This is a genomic window from Allobosea sp. 05T422_2 (genome assembly GCF_056396265.1).
Genome location: NZ_JBFTLD010000043.1, coordinates 1 through 17,049 on the forward strand (window position 1 = coordinate 1; position 17,049 = coordinate 17,049).

Consider the following 17,049-nt stretch of genomic DNA (forward strand, 5'->3'; position numbering starts at 1 on the left):
TCGCGATCCTCGCCGCCGACGGCTCGCTGCTCGCCAATCGCGGCGAGACCGGCGGGCGTACCGTGACGCTTGGCGAGATTCCGMCCTATCTGCCCAAGGCCTTCGTCGCGATCGAGGATCGACGCTTCTACGAGCATTTCGGCATCGACCCGATCGGCATCGCCCGCGCCATGGTGCGCAACGTCACCAACCGGGGTGGCGGCGTCCAGGGCGGCTCCACCCTGACGCAGCAGCTTGCMAAGAACCTGTTCCTGACCCAGGACCGCACCGCCGCGCGCAAGATCCAGGAAGCGATCCTGGCGCTGTGGCTGGAGCAGACCTACAGCAAGGACCAGATCCTCGAGCTCTATCTCAACCGCGTCTATTTCGGCTCCGGCGCCTATGGCGTCGAGGCGGCCGCGCAGCGCTATTTCAACAAGTCCGCCCGCTCGGTCACCGTCCCCGAAGCCGCCATGCTGGCGGGCCTGGTACAGGCACCGTCGCGGCTGGCGCCCAACCGCAATCCGGATGCGGCCGAGAAACGGGCGCAGCTCGTGATCGCCGCGATGGCCGAGCAGGGCTTTGTCTCGCCGGCCGCAGCGAAATCAGCACTGGTCGCCCCGGCAGAAGCGGCCGAACGTGTCGGCGCCGGCTCGGTGAACTATGCGGCCGACTACGTCATGGACGTGCTCGACGACTTCATCGGTGCGGTCGAGGGCGACGTCACGGTGCTGACGACAATCGATCCAAAGCTGCAGGCCGCGGCCGAAACGACCCTTGTCGAGTCTCTGGCCGCCCAGGGCGGGAAGCTGAATGCCAGCCAGGGCGCCGTCGTTTCCATGGCGCCGGACGGGGCTCTGCGCGCGCTGATCGGCGGACGCGACTACACCAAGAGCCAATTCAACCGCGCGACCGCCGCCAAGCGCCAGCCAGGCTCATCCTTCAAGCCCTTCGTCTATCTGACTGCGATCGAGCATGGCCTGACGCCGGACACGATCCGCGACGACTCCCCGGTCTCGATCAAGGGCTGGCAGCCGGAGAACAACAGCCGCACCTATCGCGGCCCGGTGACCCTGCAGACCGCCTTCGCCCATTCGATCAACACCGTCGCGGTGAAGCTGAACCAGGAGGTGACGCCGAAGGAAGTCGTGCGCACCGCGCAGCGGCTCGGCATTTCCTCGGGCCTCCAGGCCAATGGCTCGCTGGCACTCGGTACCTCGGAAGTGACGCCGATCGAGCTCACCACGGCCTATGCCAGCTTCGCGAATGGCGGGCAGTCCGTGCTGCCCTATGTCATCCGCGAGGTAAAGTCGGTCTCGGGCAAGGTGATCTATGCCCGCAAGGCGACGAGTTTCGGGACGGTGGTGCAGCCGCAGGTGCTGCCGATGATCAACGCCATGTTCCACGAAACCATGGCCAGCGGCTCGGGCAGCAAGGGCAATCTCGCCGGTTGGGAAGTCGGCGGCAAGTCGGGAACCACGCAGGATTTCCGCGATGCCTGGTTCGTCGGTTTCACCTCCAAGCTGGTGACCGCCGTCTGGATCGGCAATGACGACAACAGCGCCATGAAGCGGGTCTATGGCAGCGGATTGCCACTCGAAGTCTGGGGCAGGTACATGAAGGCCGCCCATGTCGGCCTGCAGCCATCGCCGCTGCCGGGTGGGTTGTGGCGCGCGGGGCCGAAATCGATCTTCGATGGCGGCGCGCCAGTGGCCGGCATGCAGCCGCCAGCACAGACCCAGACAGCGGGCGCAGGTTCGGACCGCGCCTGGGTGCCGCCTGCGCCGCAGGAGAAGAACTTCCTCGAGCGGCTGTTCGGCGGCTGAGCCTTTTCAGGCCTTGGCCGCTCGCAGCTTGCGCGAGGCGTGAAACAGGACCAGTGCCGACACGCCGAGCAGCGACATCATCGCCGGCAGCGGCAGCGCGGAGTCGGTCAGCAGCTTGCCGACCACAAGACCGACACAGGCCGAGAACAGCATCTGGCAGAGCCCGACGAAGGATGATGCAGCACCAGCGCGATCCGGAAACGGCATGAGCGCCGAGGCCTGCGCCTGGGGCATGCTGAGCCCGATCCCGATCGAATAGATCGCCCAGGGTATCGTGACGCCGAGGGGGCCGCCAAAGCCGGCGGTGAGGCATAGCAGCATGCTCAGCCCGCCCGCAGCCAGGAAGGCCACGCCGATCGCAATGACGCCGTCGAGCCCACGCCGGCCGACGAGACGCTGGGCGATGATGGTGCCCAGGATGAAGCCAAGCACCCCGAACCCGAAGGACAGGCCGTAATCGCGCGGCGACAGGCCATAGATGCTGATCAGCACGAAGGACGAGCCGGAGATGAAGGCGAAGAGTCCGCCATAGGCCAAGGCCGTGATCGCGACATAGACACGATAGGGACGGTTCCTGAGCAAGACGCCGAAGCTGCGGAAAATCGCCAGCAGCGACAGCCGMTCCGATGAACGCACGCGGATGGTTTCCGGCAGGAACAGGATGATCACGACCGCCAGCAGCAGCGCGAGAGCCAGCGTCGCAACAAAGGTCGAGCGCCAGCCAAAGGCCGCCTGCAGGATGCCGCCGACCGCCGGCGCAATGGCCGGGACCAACCCCATGATCATGCCCATGCGGGCGAATTCCCGGCCGGCGCGGGGCCCCTCATAGAGATCCCTGACCATGGCCCGGCCGAGCACGATCGGCCCGGACGCGCCCAATGCCTGCAAGACCCGGCCCGCCACCAGCCACTCGATCGAAGGCGCAAGTGCGCAGAGCAGGGTCGCGACGAGGAAAAGCGCCAGCCCGGTGAGAAGCACGGGTTTGCGCCCCAACCGATCCGAGAGCGGCCCCCAGACGATCTGGCCTCCGGCGAAACCGAACAGAAAGGCGGAGAGCGTCGCCTGCGCCCCTGCAACGTCGGTGCCCATGACACGAACGATCTCGGGCAGGGACGGCAAATAGAAATCGGTCGAGAGCGGCCCGAGKGCCGTCAGCATGGCAAGGACCGCGGTCATTGCGAGCGTGTCGGGGCGCAGCTTCACGAGACCATCCCTGTTTCGGCTGATGCCGGGTTAGGGGAGGTTGCGCCTCAAGTCGAGCCGGACGCCTGCGGCCAGGACTGCCTCAGCCGTAGCCGTGCAGCCCTGCGCCATGGCGCTTCAGCCAGGCTTCCGCTTCTTCCGTCCGTGGGCAGAGCTTGTGGGTCAGCGCCCAGAAGCGATGGGAATGGTTCATCTCCTTGAGATGCGCGACTTCATGGGCCGCGAGATAGTCCAGCACCAGTGGCGGGGCGAGGATCAGGCGCCAGGAGAAATTCAGGTGCCCCCTCGACGAACAGGAGCCCCACCGGCTCGTGGTGTCGCGGATGGTGATCTTGCGGGCGGGGATGCCGAGCGTTGCCGTGTGGTGCCTGACCGCACGCTCCAGATCCTCGAGTGCGGCGCGGCGCAGGAAATCCTTGACCCGACGCGCGACATGGGCGGCTTCGCCGGCGACCGCGATGATGGCGGTGCCATCCTTGTCGATTGTAGCGTGGGTGATGCCGCGCACCTTCGACCAATGCACGATCCGGTGGGGTGCGCCGCGAAAGGGCACGACCTGTCCCGGCTCAAAGGGCACCGAAAGCGGACGTTTGGCGAGCTTTGCCGCGATCCAGCCACCATGATTCTCGGCGAAGATCTTGCCGGTGAGGAAGTCTGCGCGTTCCGGCAGCGTCAGCGTGATCTCGCCGGTCGCCTGCGAGACACGCAGCGTCATCCGCCGAGCGGCAGCGCGCCGCTTCACCGCAACGGAGAACAGCGTGCCGCCGTGAGCGACCTCGATCCGATCCGGATCAGGCTGGCGCTTGAACAGGGAGAGCCGCATCGCCCGCAATTGTGCTGGATTCGCGGGCGATGCGGAAGGGCTTCAGTTCGCGATCTTCAAGGCCTTGCGCGCGACGGCCGCGCTGTCGTCCCGGCGCACCTTGGCTGCCTCCATGTCGAGGCTGACCATGAAGTCGGAAATGCGGGGCGCGATTTCGGCGCGGAAGCGCGAACCGTTGAAGACGCCGTAATGGCCGACGCCCTTCTGAAGGTAATGCACGCGCTTGTCGGCCGGGATATTGGCGCAGAGATCATGGGCGGCCTGGGTCTGGCCGACGCCCGAGATATCGTCGTTCTCGCCCTCGACCGTCATCAGCGCAACACGACGAATGGCCTTCAGATCAACCAGCTTGTCGCGATGCATCATCGTGCCCTTGGGCAGGGCATGCTGAACGAATACGGTATCGACCGTCTGGAGATAGAACTCCGCCGTCAGGTCCATGACCGCGAGATACTCGTCATAGAAATCGCGGTGCTTCTCGGCCGAATCGCCATCCCCGGCGATGAGGTGCTTGTACATCTCGTAGTGAGCCGAGACATGCCGGTCGATATTCATGGCCATGAAGCCCGATAGCTGCATGAAGCCGGGATAAACCTCCCGGAAAGCGCCCATATGCGGGAACGGCACCATGGTGATGCAATTGCGGCGGAACCATTCGGTACCGCGCTCCATGGCTAGCTGGTTGACCGCGGTCGGCGAGCGGCGGGTATCGATCGGACCACCCATCAGGGTCATCGACCGCGGCGCATTGGGATCATTCTCCGCTTCCATCCGCGCGATCGCGGCAATCACCGGAACCGCAGGCTGGCAGACGGCCATGACATGGGTGCCGGGGCCGAGCGTCTGGAGCATGCCGACGACGTAGTCGATATAATCGTCGAGATCGAAGCGACCGGCGGCGAGCGGCACCAGGCGGGCATCCGTCCAGTCGGTGATGTAGACCTCATGGCCAGGCAGGAAGGCCTCGACCGTGCCTCTTAGCAGAGTGGCGTAATGGCCCGACATCGGCGCAACCAGCAGCACCTTCGGCTGCGGCTTGCGACGCCCGGCGATTTTGCGGTCGAAATAGACCAGCTTGCAGAAGGGCCGCTCMCAGACGACGCGTTCCTCGACGGCGACCTTGACGCCGCCAATCGTGGTCTCGTTCAGGTCGAAGGCGGGCTTGCCATAGCGGCGCGTCATCCGTTCGAACAGTTCACAGGACGCAGCGACCGTGCGGCCKAGCGGCGTGTAGGTCAGCGGATTGGCTGGGTTCTTGAACGCCAGCTGCAGCGCATCCGACATGCCACGAACGGGCGCGACCATCGTATGAACCGCTTCGTAGGCGTGATAAGCGAACGACATGGCAGCTCCATACATGCAGCGACGTCTCCCGGGTGCCGGATGCACCTGATGATGCGCCGCAACAAACAGCGCAGCCTAGATTGTTTCTGCTCTCATTCAATCCGGCAAAAGGCTAAGATTTTCCTTCAATGCCAAAATGCCACAGTTTTGCACTGCAAAACCCCGGTCCGTCATCGGATGCATGGGCGTCATGACGGTCCCTGATGCGGATCTCCCGCCGCTGGCACGATCCAGCCGTCATTTGCGCCTCGACACCCTCGTGCGGTTGCGCTGGCTTGCTATCGCCGGCCAGAGCCTCGCAGTCGCTGGCGTGCATTTTGGCCTCGGCTTCACCCTGCCCTTCGGCTGGTGTTTCCTCGCCATCGCAATCTCCGCCTGGCTGAACATTGCGCTGCGCATTCGCTTTCCGCTCAGCCACAGGCTGCGCGAGGATGCGGCGACCGCGCTGTTGGCCTTCGACATCATCCAGCTCRCAGCCCTGCTCTACCTGACCGGCGGCCTGCAAAATCCCTTCGCAATTCTGTTCCTCGCGCCGGTGATGATTTCGGCGACAGCCTTGCCGCCGCAGCGCACCATGCTGCTCGGGCTACTGGCCGTCGTGCTGGCGAGCGTGCTGAACTTCGCGCATCTGCCCCTGCCCTGGGCCGGGCCCAACCGGCCGGTCCTGCCGCCATTCTACCAGGCCGGGAACTGGATCGCGCTCGTGCTCGGGCTCGGCTTCACCGGCATTTATGCCTGGCGCGTCGCCAAGGAAGCGCGCGACCTCTCGGAGGCTCTCGCTGCGACGGAGTTGGTCCTGGCACGCGAACAGCACCTTTCGCAGCTCGACGGCCTCGCCGCAGCAGCAGCCCATGAACTCGGCACGCCGCTCGCCACGATCGCCCTGGTGGCACGTGAATTGTCGCGGCTGGCCCCTCCGGAAGGCGAGATGGCGGAGGATATCACGCTGCTGCGCGAGCAGGTCGAGCGCTGCCGCGGCATCCTCGGCAAGCTCACCTCGCTTCAGGACGACGATGCCGGCCCGCTCGACCAACTCTCGCTGCGCCTGCTGATCGAAGAGACGGCCGGCCCGCAGCGGCCATTCGGCGTGCCGTTCCGCATCGATATGATCGGAGACAAGCCGGAACCCGTCTGCCGACGCAACCCGGGCATGATCTACGGCCTCGGCAATATCGTCGACAATGCCGTCGACTTCGCCCGGTCCGAAGTGGCGATCATCGCACAATGGACCGATATACATGTCATGCTGACCATCGCCGATGATGGCCCCGGGTTTCCTCCCGACGTCCTGATGCGCGCCGGCGAGCCCTATCTCTCGCGCGCAGCGGCAGAAAGTCGCGCCGGCGGCGGTTTGGGCCTGGGACTTTTCATTGCAAAAACGCTGCTGGAACGCGGCGGTGCAGCGCTCGAATTTTCGAATCTGCCATCCCCGGCGAGCGGCGCGTCCGTCCGCATGGTCTGGCCGAGGGCGGTGTTCGAGGCCGACGCAAAACCTTCCGGGTCTTCAAAACGGGGGGAAATGCCACTACCTGAGGGTGACGGCCCCTTCTCGCCGTCCTGATGCGCGAAACCCATGATCGCGTTACAATTTCGCCGGCCCGAACCGGTGGCAGGAGAGTTGAGATGCAACAGGCGCTGAACGACGCCGCCCAATCGGACATGACCCTGCTGCTCGTCGACGACGACAAGCCGTTCCTGACCCGACTCGCGCGGGCCATGGAAGGGCGGGGTTACTCCGTACGCATCGCCGAAAGTGTCTCGGCTGGTCTTGCTGCTGTCGAAGAAGAGGCCCCGGCCTTTGCTGTCATCGATCTGCGCCTTGCTGATGGCAACGGGCTCGATGTCATCGCCCGCCTGAAGGAGCGCCGCCCCGACGCGCGCGGCATCGTGCTGACCGGCTACGGCAACATCGCGACCGCCGTCAGTGCCGTGAAGCTCGGTGCCTTCGATTTCCTGGCAAAACCCGCTGACGCCGACGAAATCCATTCGGCCCTGGCAGCCGCGCGCGATTCGCGGCCGATGCCGCCGGAAAACCCGATGTCGGCCGATAGGGTCCGCTGGGAACATATCCAACGTGTCTACGAGCTGTGCAGCCGCAATGTCTCTGAGACGGCGCGGCGGCTCGGCATGCACCGGCGCACCCTGCAGCGCATCCTGGCAAAGCGCGCCCCGCGCTGAAGCATCGGCCCGAAAAGTGGATTGCGGTTTTCGGGAAAGCCTATGCAAGCGCTGAAGGTCAGATTATCGGGCCGGATATCCGGCCCACTGATCTAGAGCGGCGGGTCCTCGATCAAGGCAAGGCGCTGGGCAGACAGCCTGGCGAAGGCGATCGTGAGCGCCTTGCGTCGTGCAGCCACGAGCGGATGGCGCGGCGCATCGCGCAGGAGTTCGCCGCCATAGCTATCGGCGATGATCAGCCCGACATCGTCGGGCAGGATTTCGCGCGGGAATTCCGGCGCGACCGCGAAGAGAAAACCATCGCAATAGTCGCGATAATCCGGCCATTTGCCATCGACGCGATAGTCCTCGATGCCCGACTTGACCTCGATGACCAGGAGTTCGCCGGTCGGAGACAAGGCGACGATATCGCCCCGACGGCCATTGGCGAAGGTCATTTCCTTGACGATGGCATAGCCGCGCTCACGCAGATGCCTGGCCGCGCCGCGGCAGACGGCACGGGTGATGTCTGGGCGGGCAGGCGGCGGGTTGAGCACGGAATCGGGAAGCAACATACCCACATGTTCACTCTTTGTGCGCCTCAACGCAAGCTGAAGACGCTTGCAGGCCCGCGCCGTCCGGCTATGGTCCCGGCGCTTTGAACTCCCATCTTGCTCTCCTGCTGATCATCATTCCGGCTGCCGCGGCATCGGCGGCGCTCTGCGTGCTGTTGCGGCCCCTGCTGGTCCGCTATGCGTTGGCGCGGCCGAATGCCCGCTCCAGCCATACGCAGCCGACGCCACAGGGCGGCGGCATCGCAGTTCTTGCCGGGGCCTTTCTCGCGCTGATCCTGGCTCTGCTGCTCCTTCCCCTTCCAACGGCGGCGCGCGCTGATCTGGTCTGGGTCATGGCGGCGGCAACGGCACTGGCGGTCGTCGGAGCCTGGGATGACATCCGCCCGCTTCCGGCCGCGACACGGCTCGTCCTGCAGGCGCTTTGCGTCGGGATCGTGCTGTTCTGCGCCGCTCCCGAACTCAGACTGTTCCCGGACCTCATGCCGCTCGGGCTCGAGCGCGGTCTCGCGCTCATCGCCGGGCTCTGGTTCGTCAATCTCGCCAATTTCATGGACGGCATCGACTGGATCACCGTGGCCGGCATCGCACCGCTCGCCGGTGCGCTTGCCCTGGCGGGCGCCAGCGGGGTGCTCGATCCCGCCAGTGGCCTGCTCGCCGCCGCCTTGTTCGGCGGGATCATCGGCTTCGCGCCGTTCAACAAGCCCGTGGCGCGGCTCTTTCTCGGCGATGTCGGCTCGCTGCCGCTCGGTCTGCTCAGCGCCTATCTGCTTTACCGCCTGGCGGGAACCGGCGCACTGACCGCCGCGCTGATCCTGCCGCTCTACCATGTCGCGGATTCGACGATCACTTTGTTCAGGCGGCTGGCGCGCGGCGAGAAAGTCTGGGAGGCGCATCGCAGCCATTTCTACCAGCAGGCCACCGTCAACGGCTTCAGCGTTCGAGAGGTCGTGATGCAGGTCGCGCTGCTCAACCTTGCCCTGATCGCGCTTGCCGGACTCAGCGTCGCCGTTCCCGCGCTTTGGCAACAGCTCATCTGTCTTGCCCTTGCAGCGATGCTGACCGGGCTGCTGCTGMGGCGCTTCGCCAGCAAGCGGATCCGGCCGTGAGCGAACGTGTTCTCGTTACAGGAGCGAGCGGCTTCATCGGCCCGCATGTCGTCGCCGGCCTTCGTGCGAGGGGATATGGCGTCCGGGTAGCCCAGCGGCGCGAGAGCCCCGCGGATGAGGGCATCGAGCGCGTGGTGATCGGCGATCTCTCCGAGCCGGTGGATTGGCGCCCGGCTGTCGCTGGCATCCGCCATGTCGTTCATCTCGCCGGCCTCGCCCATGCCGGGCCTGGTCTCGATGAATCGCTCTACCGGCGCATCAACACCGAGGCGACGCTCGCGCTGGCGGAAGCTGCTCTGCAAGCAGGCGCTGCGCGATTTGTCTATGTCTCCTCAATCAAGGCTCTCACGGGAGCCTTTGACGGCCATTTTCGCGAGAGCGACGCGCCAGCACCGGACGATGCCTATGGCCGCTCCAAGCTTGCAGCGGAGCAGGGACTCGCCGCGCTCGGTCTCGACTGGATCTCGCTAAGGCCGGTTTTGGTCTATGGGCCCGGCGTCAAAGCGAATATGGCGTCGCTCCTGAAGCTGGCGCGTTTGCCGATACCCTTGCCCCTCGGCGGTCTCGATGCCCCGCGCTCGCTGCTCGCCATCGAGAATCTCGTCGACGCGATCCTCTTCGCGCTGACATCCGCCTGTCCGGCACGGCGTAGCTATACGGTTGCCGACCCCGAGCCCGTCAGCGTGGCCGAGATGATCGCGGCGATGCGCTCCGGCCTCGGGCGCAAGCCCGGCCTCCTGGCCATTCCAGCGGCCCTCCTGAGGCAGGCGGCGCGGCTGTCCGGGAAGAAACAGGCCTTCGCCAAGCTCAGTGGCGGGCTCGTCGCGCGCCCCGAGGGGCTGATCAGGGCCGGTTGGCGGCCACCGGCAGCGACGCTTCCGGCACTGGCGCAGCTGGCCGCGGCTGCTGACGCAGCTTGAAATCCGGAATCGCCTCCTCCAGCACCGCTTCAGCCGCAAGGCGATCCTCAGCCTTGATGGCGGCTTCCAGGCGCGAGAACCAGCCCTGCATGCGGGCGCGCGCCGCGAAGCTCGGCTTCGCGGCCATGACGCCGTCGAGCCCGGTCTCGGCCATCGGCTCATCGTGCGCGAAGAGAATCTCGTTCAGACGCTCGCCAGGGCGGACGCCGGTGATCGCGATTTCGATATCGACGCCCGGCTCGTAGCCAGCGAGCCGAATCATGCGCTCGGCCAGATCCATGATCCTGACCGGCTGGCCCATCTTGAGCACATAGACGGCCGCGCGCTCAGTCTCTGGCCCTGCGGCGCGGGCATGCGACGCGGCGGTCAGGACGAGATCGCAGGCTTCGCGGATCGTCATGAAGTAGCGGATCATCTCCGGGCTGGTCACGGTCAGCGGGCCGCCGCGCTTGATCTGCGCCTTGAACTTAGGAACCACCGAGCCGACCGAGCCCAGCACGTTGCCGAAGCGCACGGCAACGAGGCGCATGCCGGAGGCTGCTGCGACAAACTCGGCATCGCGCGACTGGGCATACATCTCGGCGAAACGCTTGGTCGCTCCCAGCATCGAGACGGGCTCGATCGCCTTGTCGGTCGAGATCATCACGAAGATCTTGGCATCAGCAGCGATCGCGGCATCGATGACATGCATCGAGCCGAAGACATTGGTCTTGATGCCCTCTGCCCAGTCGGCCTCGAGATAAGGCACATGTTTCAGCGCTGCGGCGTGGATCACGATGTCGGGGGCAAACGCCGTGAAGAGCGGCGTGATCCGGGCGCGGTCGCGCACATCGGCAAGCGCTCCCGAGATCCTTGTCTCCAGCCGATGAGCCGCGAGTTCCTCGGTGATCTGGAACAGCGCCGGCTCCGAGCTCTCGACCACCAGGAGCTCCGAAGCACCGAAGGCCGCGCAGCGCAGGCAGATCTCCGAGCCGATCGAGCCACCTCCGCCGGTGACGATGACGCGCTTGCCTTTCAGGAAGGACCCCAACCGATCGCGATCGATCTTGACCGAAGGGCGGACGAGCAGGTCCTCGATCTCCAGCGGTGCCAGCTCAGTCTCGGTCCCGCCTTCGCCGAAGGAATCGAGCCGCGAGATCGGCAAGGCGAGCCTGCGCGTCCGGGCGAGCCATTTGTCCGGCTCGGCTTCCGGTGCCAAGGCGCTCGAAGTGGCGACGATACGGCGGAACGGCTCACCGCGTTCGGCCGCGTCGCCAGCGACCGTCTCGATCTGAGACAGCAGACCAAGCACGGGAACGCCGCGGATCGACTGGCCGAGATCATCGGCGCGCGGTGACAGAATGCCAGCAGGCTTCAATTTGCGCATGGTCCCGGCTTCCATGGCGCGAATGACCATCTCGACCTCGACGCCGCGGCCGAGCAGCAGCGCGGGGAGCGCCGCGTCGCGCTCGGCATGCTGTTTGGAACGGGAATATTTGAGGTAGCGATAGGCGAGGCGCGGGCCGCCGAGCAGCGCGTTCTGCACAAGCCAATAGAGTGCGATGGTGATCTTGCCGAAATAGAAGGCGCCGTAGAGGCTCGGTGACAACAGGAGATAGTCAATCACCAGCAGCGACAGCGACAGGACGGTGACCGCCTTGACGATGTTCGACAGGTCCGGAAGCGAGGCGAAGCGCCATTTCGAGCGATAAAGCGAGAAAAACCAGTAGACCGCGCCAGCATAGGCGACGAAAAACGGCAGGAAGCTCGGCAGATAGCGCAGATGCTCATCGAGCTGCCCGCCCTCGAACCGCACCACGAAAACGGAAACGATTGCCAGCGCCGTGACCACGAGATCATGGACGATGACGGCGAGCTTCTTGGTATTCTGCTTGGTGAATAGGGCCATGGCCGGCGGGGTATCCCGCTCCCGTGCCGCMTTGTCAACGCGAAGCGGCAGGCAAAGAGCGCGCTGCGCGCGAAATCAAGCCTCCGCGTGCGAGACCTTGGCGCGCGAATAGCCGAGACCGGCGAGAATGAAATCGACCATCTCCTCGATGCTCGGCCCCGGCAGGCTCAGGCATTGCGAGATCAGCATCGGATGGCAGAAGGGCGTCATTGCAAAGCGCACGCAGGCGGTGGCGACTTGCGGGTCCATCGGTCGGAATTCGCCCGAAGCGATGCCTTCCGCCACGACACCGCGCAGGATGCCGTCATAGCGCCCGATATGAGCCTGGACGACCTCCCAGCTCTCCTCCATCGCAGCGGCGACCATCTCGTGCACCTTGTGGTGGTCGAGATAACGCAGCGAGTTGATGCGGTTGTTGGTGATCAGGATATCCCGAAGCCGCTCGGCAGCGGAACGCTTTTCCCGCGCAATCGCCGTAACGGCCGCCTCCATCTCGCCCATGTAGCGCTCGGCGACGGCCTCATTGATGGATTTCTTGGAGTCGAAGAACCGATAGACATTGGCGGGACTCATCCGCAGTGCCTTGGCGATGTCCGCCACCGTGGTCTTCTGGTAGCCGATGTCACGAAAGAAGCGCTCCGCCGTATCGACGATGCACTGCCTCGTATCCCGCTCAAGATGACTCAACTCGGTTTCTCGTTCAGTTGCTCAGCGATTTCGGGTGGGAATTGTTCATTATGATGAATTTCGTCATTCGTCAACTCCATGACGAATAAAGACTTTAGCCAAATCTTCCTGGCCTCTCTGACCGGTAGACGRCAAAACTGACCAGTTTGTCAATCCGTCCCCGGGCGGGTAGACCGGGGTGCGGTGAAAGTGTCGCAGGCTAGGCCGCGCCGAGGCGGCGCAACTCGATCAGCCGGATTGCACCCGCTCCTGAGCGAGGGTCCAGATCGCATCGATGTCGAGATGCCGGGCCAGATGTCCGGCCAGACGGTCGAGCGCCAATTCKACCTCATCCTCGTAATTCAGCGTCGAAGACAGCGTTCGGCCCGCGATGCCCGCAAGAATGGCGGCACGGACGGCATCTGAGGCAAAGGCGCCATGCAGGTAGGTGCCGATCACGCGCCCATCGGTCGAGGCTGCTCCCTCCCGCCGCTCACCAACCCGGAAGGGCGCGCGTTGCGTGTCGGCCCCCTCGGTGCGGCCAAGATGAATCTCGTAGGCCCGACCTGACGATGCGCTGGGCGCATGGGTGAAATCGACCTCACGCACGGTCTTGCCAGGCTCCAGCACCGTCTCGACCTCGAGCATGCCGAGGCCTGGAGCCTCACCTGCCGGTCCCTCCAGACCATGAGTATCCTGCACGGTACGCCCGAGCATCTGGTAGCCACCGCAGAGGCCGATGACATGACCTCCGCGTCGGCGGTGGGCAGCGAGATCGATATCCCAGCCCTCGGCGCGCAAAGCCGCGAGATCGCGGAGCGTCGTCTTTGAGCCGGGCAGGATGACGAGATCGGCGTCGCCCGGCAGCGGCGCGCCACGGGTCACCATGACCAGTTCGACGGCGGCCTCCAGTTTCAGCGGGTCGAGATCGTCAAAATTGGCGATTCCCGGCAGTACGGGTACCGCGACCTTGAGCACGGCGCCGGCCGTGCGCACGCCGGAGGTCAGATCGAGCCCGTCCTCGGCCGGCAGGCGGGACGCTTCGGCGAACCAGGGCACAATACCGAGGCAAGGCCAGCCAGTCGCCTGCGAAATCGTGGAGATGCCGTCCTTGAAGAGTGCTGCGTCGCCACGAAAGCGGTTGATGGCAAAGGCCCTAATCATCTCGCGATCGGCGGCATCGAGCACGGCATGGGTGCCGACGAGACTGGCGATCACGCCGCCGCGATCAATGTCGCCGATCAGCAGCGCCGGAACGCCGGCCGCGCGGGCAAAGCCGAGATTGGCGATATCTCGCGCGCGCAGATTGGTCTCGGCCGGTGAACCGGCTCCCTCGACGAGAACGAGATCGGCCCCGGCGCTCAGCCGCTCAAAACTCTCCAGCACTTTCGGCAGGAAATCGCCGCGCCGCGCAAAATCGCCCGACGCGAGGTGGCCTGCGACGCGGCCCTGCAGCACGATCTGGCTGCCTGTGTCGCTCTCCGGCTTGAGCAGCACCGGGTTCATGTCGACATGCGGCGGCACGCGGGCAGCGCGGGCCTGAAGAGCCTGGGCGCGACCGATCTCGCCTGAAGCGGTCGCTGCGGCATTGTTCGACATGTTCTGTGGCTTGAACGGCCGCACCCTGAGGCCGCGATCGGCAAAGAGCCGACATAATCCAGCGACGAGCAGCGACTTTCCGACATTCGAGCCGGTGCCGAGAATCATCAGGGCGGGGGTGGGTTTGGGCGCGGCCATGGCGCTTGCTTAGGCGGCGCTCAGGGCGCGGGCAAGCAGGCGGCGATGGAGAGGGAGGGTCACCGGTTCACGCCAATATCCCGCAGCTCCAAAGGGGCGAAGAAACCGCGGGCGCCCGTCGTGAACCGGCGAAACGGAGATAAGCATTGACCGCTGATGAATGTCAACATTCATCATTCCATATTCTGTCAGGAGCATGAGGGCTTGCTTGAGCCGGTGCACAGGGCAGCGGGACATGGTAGAGGCCCAAGCTCTCTCGCACCCAAACTCGACAAGATTGCGATGAACCCGATCTTCTCCGCCCTTCAGACCAGCGTCTTCGAAGTGATGTCGCGGCTCGCGCGCGAGACCGGCGCCGTGAATCTCGGCCAGGGCTTTCCCGACGACCCGGGGCCCGAGGATGTGCGGCGAAAGGCCGCCGAGGCGGTGATGAACGGCTGGAACCAGTACCCGCCGATGATGGGCCTGCCGGAGCTGCGTCAGGCCTGCGCCACGCATTACAAGCACTGGCAGGGCCTTGATCTCGATCCGGACAGCGAGGTGATGATCACCTCGGGGGCAACCGAGGCGATCGCCGGCGCCCTGATGGCGTTGATCACGCCCGGTGACGAGGTCGTGCTGTTCGAGCCGATGTACGACGCCTATGTGCCGCTGGTGCGCCGGGCCGGCGGCATCCCGAAATTCGTGACCCTAACCCCGCCGGCTTTCGGCCTGAGCGAAGAGGCGCTGGCCAAGGCCTTTTCACCAAAGACCCGGGTCGTGCTGTTCAACAACCCGCTGAATCCGACCGCGACGATCTTCAGTGCTGCCGATCTCGATCTGCTCGCCGATTTCTGCATCCGGCATGACGCCGTCGCGATCTGCGACGAGGTCTGGGAGCATGTCGTCTTCGACGGCCGCAGGCATGTACCGCTGATGGCGCGGCCGGGCATGCGCGAGCGCACGGTGAAGATCTCGTCGGCTGGGAAGATCTTCTCGCTGACCGGGTGGAAGGTCGGGATGGTGATGGCGGCGCCCAATCTGATGCGCGTGCTCGCCAAGGCGCATCAATACATCACGTTTACCACCCCGCCGAACCTGCAGGTTGCAGTCGCCTATGGGCTCGGCAAGGATGATTCCTATTTCGACGGGATGCGCGCCGATTTCCAGCGCTCGCGTGATCGTTTCGCCAGCGGGTTGCAGGGTCTCGGTTTCAGCGTGCTGCCAAGCGTCGGCACCTACTTCCTCAATGTCGACATCGCGCCGCTCGGCGAGACCGACGACATCGCGTTCTGTCAGAGACTTGTCACGGAGAACGGTGTCGCCGCGATCCCGGTCAGCGCCTTCTATGCGGAGGGCGCCGTCAAGACGGTGGTGCGCTTCTGCTTTGCCAAGCATGACGCGACGCTCGATGCGGCACTTGAGCGGCTCGCGGACTGGAGGAAAGCGGCCTGAGCCGCGGAAGCCCCGCTCTCAGCTCTTGCGTAGTGTCTCGACCAGCCTGCCGGCCTTGATCAACGGCGCCTCGAGGCGCTTGGCATTCGCGGCGTGTCCACTGGCCCGCAAGGCTTCGATCGCGGACATGATCTGAGCGAGGGCCTGCTCGGCCAGGCCCCGATCACGGCGGCGTTCGGCGAGATGCAGGGAAGCCTGTCCGTGACTGGCCGTGGTTGCCGCCCAAAGGGAGGGTACGGTCTCGCGCCGGCGCTCCTCAAGCGCGGCAGAGAACAAGGCGAGGGCCTCTTCGAGCACGACGGGCTCGCTATAGCGCTCGCCCATGGCCGCTAGCACCCCACCCATCTGATGCTGCAACTCGGCCCAGCGCAGAGGCTCCCGCGCCCTGTCGACGGTCTTGGCAACCCTGTTGAAGCCGTTGAAAGCCCGCTCGAGCAGGGCGAGGTCCTTCCGGCGCGAACCGAGATCGGCGCGCGCGCGAGAAATCAAGTGCTCGGCCTCGAGCCAACGCGCCTCGTCACGACTTCGATCCCAGCGAGCAAGGACATCGGCGAACGCTGCAACCGCTTCCTCCAGCAGATCATCGTCCGCGCTGGCCTCACCCAGCATCGAGGCAAGTCGGCCAAAGCGGACCTTCAATCCATGCCAGAGGGCCGGCGCTTCATCCCGGCGGAGGTCTTCTAATGCCGCCCGGCAAYGGCCGAGCGCCTCGACGCGTAGTTTGCCATCGCCGGACATCTCCGCAAGGCTCTCGAGCACGGCAGCGAAAGCGTCCTGGGCCCCGGCAAAGGCGACCGTATCCTCGAGGCTGTCGAAGCCCTCGAGCAAACGGCGCAGCAAGCCAATGGCCGCGTCATAGCCGTCTCGCCCACCGAAATCCTCGCTGATCCGCGCCAGCGCTTTCGCCTGGGCGAGAGCCAGGTCCCGACTGCGATCGAGATCGGCCAGACCGATGAGCGCAGACGCTTCGCCATAGCGGGCAGCGGCCTCGCGATAGGCCTCCGACGTCATGCGCAGAAAGCTGATCGCCGCCCGGTCGGTGCGGTTCCCGCCGGCCGTGAGCCGCTGGGCGACCGTCAGCGCCGAGAGATCGGTCGAGCCGCCGATCACTTGGAGCTCGGCCTGAGCCAGCGCCTTGTCCGCATCGGCGAAGCGGCCGGCGGCAAGCGCTGCCGCCGCCTCGCTTCGCAGATGCCGGGTGGCCTCGTCGCCAAGTGGATCGCCGAGTCGACCTGCTACTGCGAGGAAATCCTGCGCCTTGCGGTMAAGCAGCGCTTCCACGGGAAGCGCTGCGCCGGGTCGGCGCAGCCAATCGGCGACCATGGCCGGCAGCGCCACTGCCGGCAGGCCGTAGCGCACGGTGACGCGCACTAGGAGCGGCGCGATCTCCT

Annotated in this window: 14 protein-coding genes; 6 read left to right on the plus strand and 8 right to left on the minus strand. The window is 65.4% G+C overall.

Annotated features, from left to right (window positions below; genetic code table 11):
* Nucleotides 1-1,805, plus strand: a 1,805-nt coding sequence (locus AC1DJT_RS10680) for a transglycosylase domain-containing protein (protein WP_476834039.1), incomplete at its 5' end; no start/stop codon positions are given.
* A gap of 6 nt (nucleotides 1,806-1,811) precedes the next feature.
* Here AC1DJT_RS10680 and AC1DJT_RS10685 read toward each other — a convergent pair.
* The 3 genes from AC1DJT_RS10685 to AC1DJT_RS10695 all read right to left on the minus strand — a co-directional run bounded on the left by AC1DJT_RS10685 (nucleotide 1,812) and on the right by AC1DJT_RS10695 (nucleotide 5,175).
* On the minus strand, nucleotides 1,812-3,008 hold the full coding sequence (locus AC1DJT_RS10685) for a multidrug effflux MFS transporter (protein WP_476834040.1): 1,197 nt from the start codon (nucleotides 3,006-3,008) through the stop codon (nucleotides 1,812-1,814).
* 82 nt (nucleotides 3,009-3,090) lie between these two features.
* Complete coding sequence (locus AC1DJT_RS10690; RefSeq protein ID WP_441505072.1) at nucleotides 3,091-3,831, minus strand: M48 family metallopeptidase; 741 nt, start codon at nucleotides 3,829-3,831, stop codon at nucleotides 3,091-3,093.
* A gap of 42 nt (nucleotides 3,832-3,873) precedes the next feature.
* Nucleotides 3,874-5,175 (minus strand): polyhydroxyalkanoate depolymerase, encoded by a 1,302-nt coding sequence (locus AC1DJT_RS10695; protein WP_476834041.1) that lies wholly within the window; start codon nucleotides 5,173-5,175, stop codon nucleotides 3,874-3,876.
* A gap of 190 nt (nucleotides 5,176-5,365) precedes the next feature.
* Here AC1DJT_RS10695 and AC1DJT_RS10700 point away from each other — a divergent pair, with 190 nt between their 5' ends.
* Together AC1DJT_RS10700 and AC1DJT_RS10705 are read left to right on the plus strand one after the other, a co-directional pair.
* Nucleotides 5,366-6,736 carry an ActS/PrrB/RegB family redox-sensitive histidine kinase gene (locus AC1DJT_RS10700; protein ID WP_476834042.1) on the plus strand — a complete coding sequence of 457 codons (1,371 nt, stop codon included), beginning with the start codon at nucleotides 5,366-5,368 and terminating at the stop codon, nucleotides 6,734-6,736.
* Nucleotides 6,737-6,798: 62 nt separating this feature from the next.
* A complete protein-coding gene (locus tag AC1DJT_RS10705) occupies nucleotides 6,799-7,353 on the plus strand; it encodes an ActR/PrrA/RegA family redox response regulator transcription factor (RefSeq protein ID WP_043234810.1) in 555 nt (184 codons plus the stop codon).
* 92 nt (nucleotides 7,354-7,445) lie between these two features.
* On the opposite strand, the gene AC1DJT_RS10710 is transcribed toward AC1DJT_RS10705, so the two are convergent.
* Nucleotides 7,446-7,907, minus strand: coding sequence for an MmcB family DNA repair protein (locus AC1DJT_RS10710; protein ID WP_441492060.1), 462 nt, complete (start codon nucleotides 7,905-7,907; stop codon nucleotides 7,446-7,448).
* Nucleotides 7,908-7,990: 83 nt separating this feature from the next.
* Here AC1DJT_RS10710 and AC1DJT_RS10715 point away from each other — a divergent pair, with 83 nt between their 5' ends.
* On the plus strand, nucleotides 7,991-9,013 hold the full coding sequence (locus AC1DJT_RS10715) for an MraY family glycosyltransferase (protein WP_441505075.1): 1,023 nt from the start codon (nucleotides 7,991-7,993) through the stop codon (nucleotides 9,011-9,013).
* On the plus strand, nucleotides 9,010-9,933 hold the full coding sequence (locus tag AC1DJT_RS10720) for an NAD-dependent epimerase/dehydratase family protein (protein WP_441505076.1): 924 nt from the start codon (nucleotides 9,010-9,012) through the stop codon (nucleotides 9,931-9,933). The genes AC1DJT_RS10715 and AC1DJT_RS10720 overlap by 4 nt, the downstream gene beginning before the upstream one ends.
* On the opposite strand, the gene AC1DJT_RS10725 is transcribed toward AC1DJT_RS10720, so the two are convergent.
* The 3 genes from AC1DJT_RS10725 to AC1DJT_RS10735 form a co-directional block, all read right to left on the minus strand.
* A complete protein-coding gene (locus AC1DJT_RS10725) occupies nucleotides 9,857-11,821 on the minus strand; it encodes an SDR family NAD(P)-dependent oxidoreductase (RefSeq protein ID WP_441505077.1) in 1,965 nt (654 codons plus the stop codon). The genes AC1DJT_RS10720 and AC1DJT_RS10725 overlap by 77 nt on opposite strands.
* A 75-nt stretch (nucleotides 11,822-11,896) precedes the next feature.
* Complete coding sequence (locus AC1DJT_RS10730; RefSeq protein WP_441505078.1) at nucleotides 11,897-12,508, minus strand: TetR/AcrR family transcriptional regulator; 612 nt, start codon at nucleotides 12,506-12,508, stop codon at nucleotides 11,897-11,899.
* Nucleotides 12,509-12,736: 228 nt separating this feature from the next.
* Nucleotides 12,737-14,224: a cobyric acid synthase gene (locus AC1DJT_RS10735; protein WP_441505079.1), complete on the minus strand. Its 1,488-nt coding sequence runs from the start codon at nucleotides 14,222-14,224 to the stop codon at nucleotides 12,737-12,739.
* Nucleotides 14,225-14,506: 282 nt separating this feature from the next.
* Between AC1DJT_RS10735 and AC1DJT_RS10740 the strand changes: the two genes are divergently transcribed.
* Nucleotides 14,507-15,658, plus strand: a complete 1,152-nt coding sequence (locus AC1DJT_RS10740; RefSeq protein ID WP_441492001.1) for an aminotransferase — start codon at nucleotides 14,507-14,509, stop codon at nucleotides 15,656-15,658.
* Between the two features lie 18 nt (nucleotides 15,659-15,676).
* Here the strand turns inward: AC1DJT_RS10740 and AC1DJT_RS10745 are convergent, their stop codons facing one another.
* Nucleotides 15,677-17,029 (minus strand): hypothetical protein, encoded by a 1,353-nt coding sequence (locus tag AC1DJT_RS10745; RefSeq protein ID WP_476834043.1) that lies wholly within the window; start codon nucleotides 17,027-17,029, stop codon nucleotides 15,677-15,679.
* Between the last annotated feature and the right edge of the window lie 20 nt (nucleotides 17,030-17,049).

Coding starts and splice junctions, on each gene's coding strand:
- AC1DJT_RS10690 (WP_441505072.1), bottom strand. CDS start 3,831: ATGCGGCTCTCCCTGTTCAAGCGCCAGCCTGATCCGGATCGGATCGAG.
- AC1DJT_RS10705 (WP_043234810.1), top strand. CDS start 6,799: ATGCAACAGGCGCTGAACGACGCCGCCCAATCGGACATGACCCTGCTG.
- AC1DJT_RS10710 (WP_441492060.1), bottom strand. CDS start 7,907: ATGTTGCTTCCCGATTCCGTGCTCAACCCGCCGCCTGCCCGCCCAGAC.
- AC1DJT_RS10725 (WP_441505077.1), bottom strand. CDS start 11,821: ATGGCCCTATTCACCAAGCAGAATACCAAGAAGCTCGCCGTCATCGTC.
- AC1DJT_RS10740 (WP_441492001.1), top strand. CDS start 14,507: ATGAACCCGATCTTCTCCGCCCTTCAGACCAGCGTCTTCGAAGTGATG.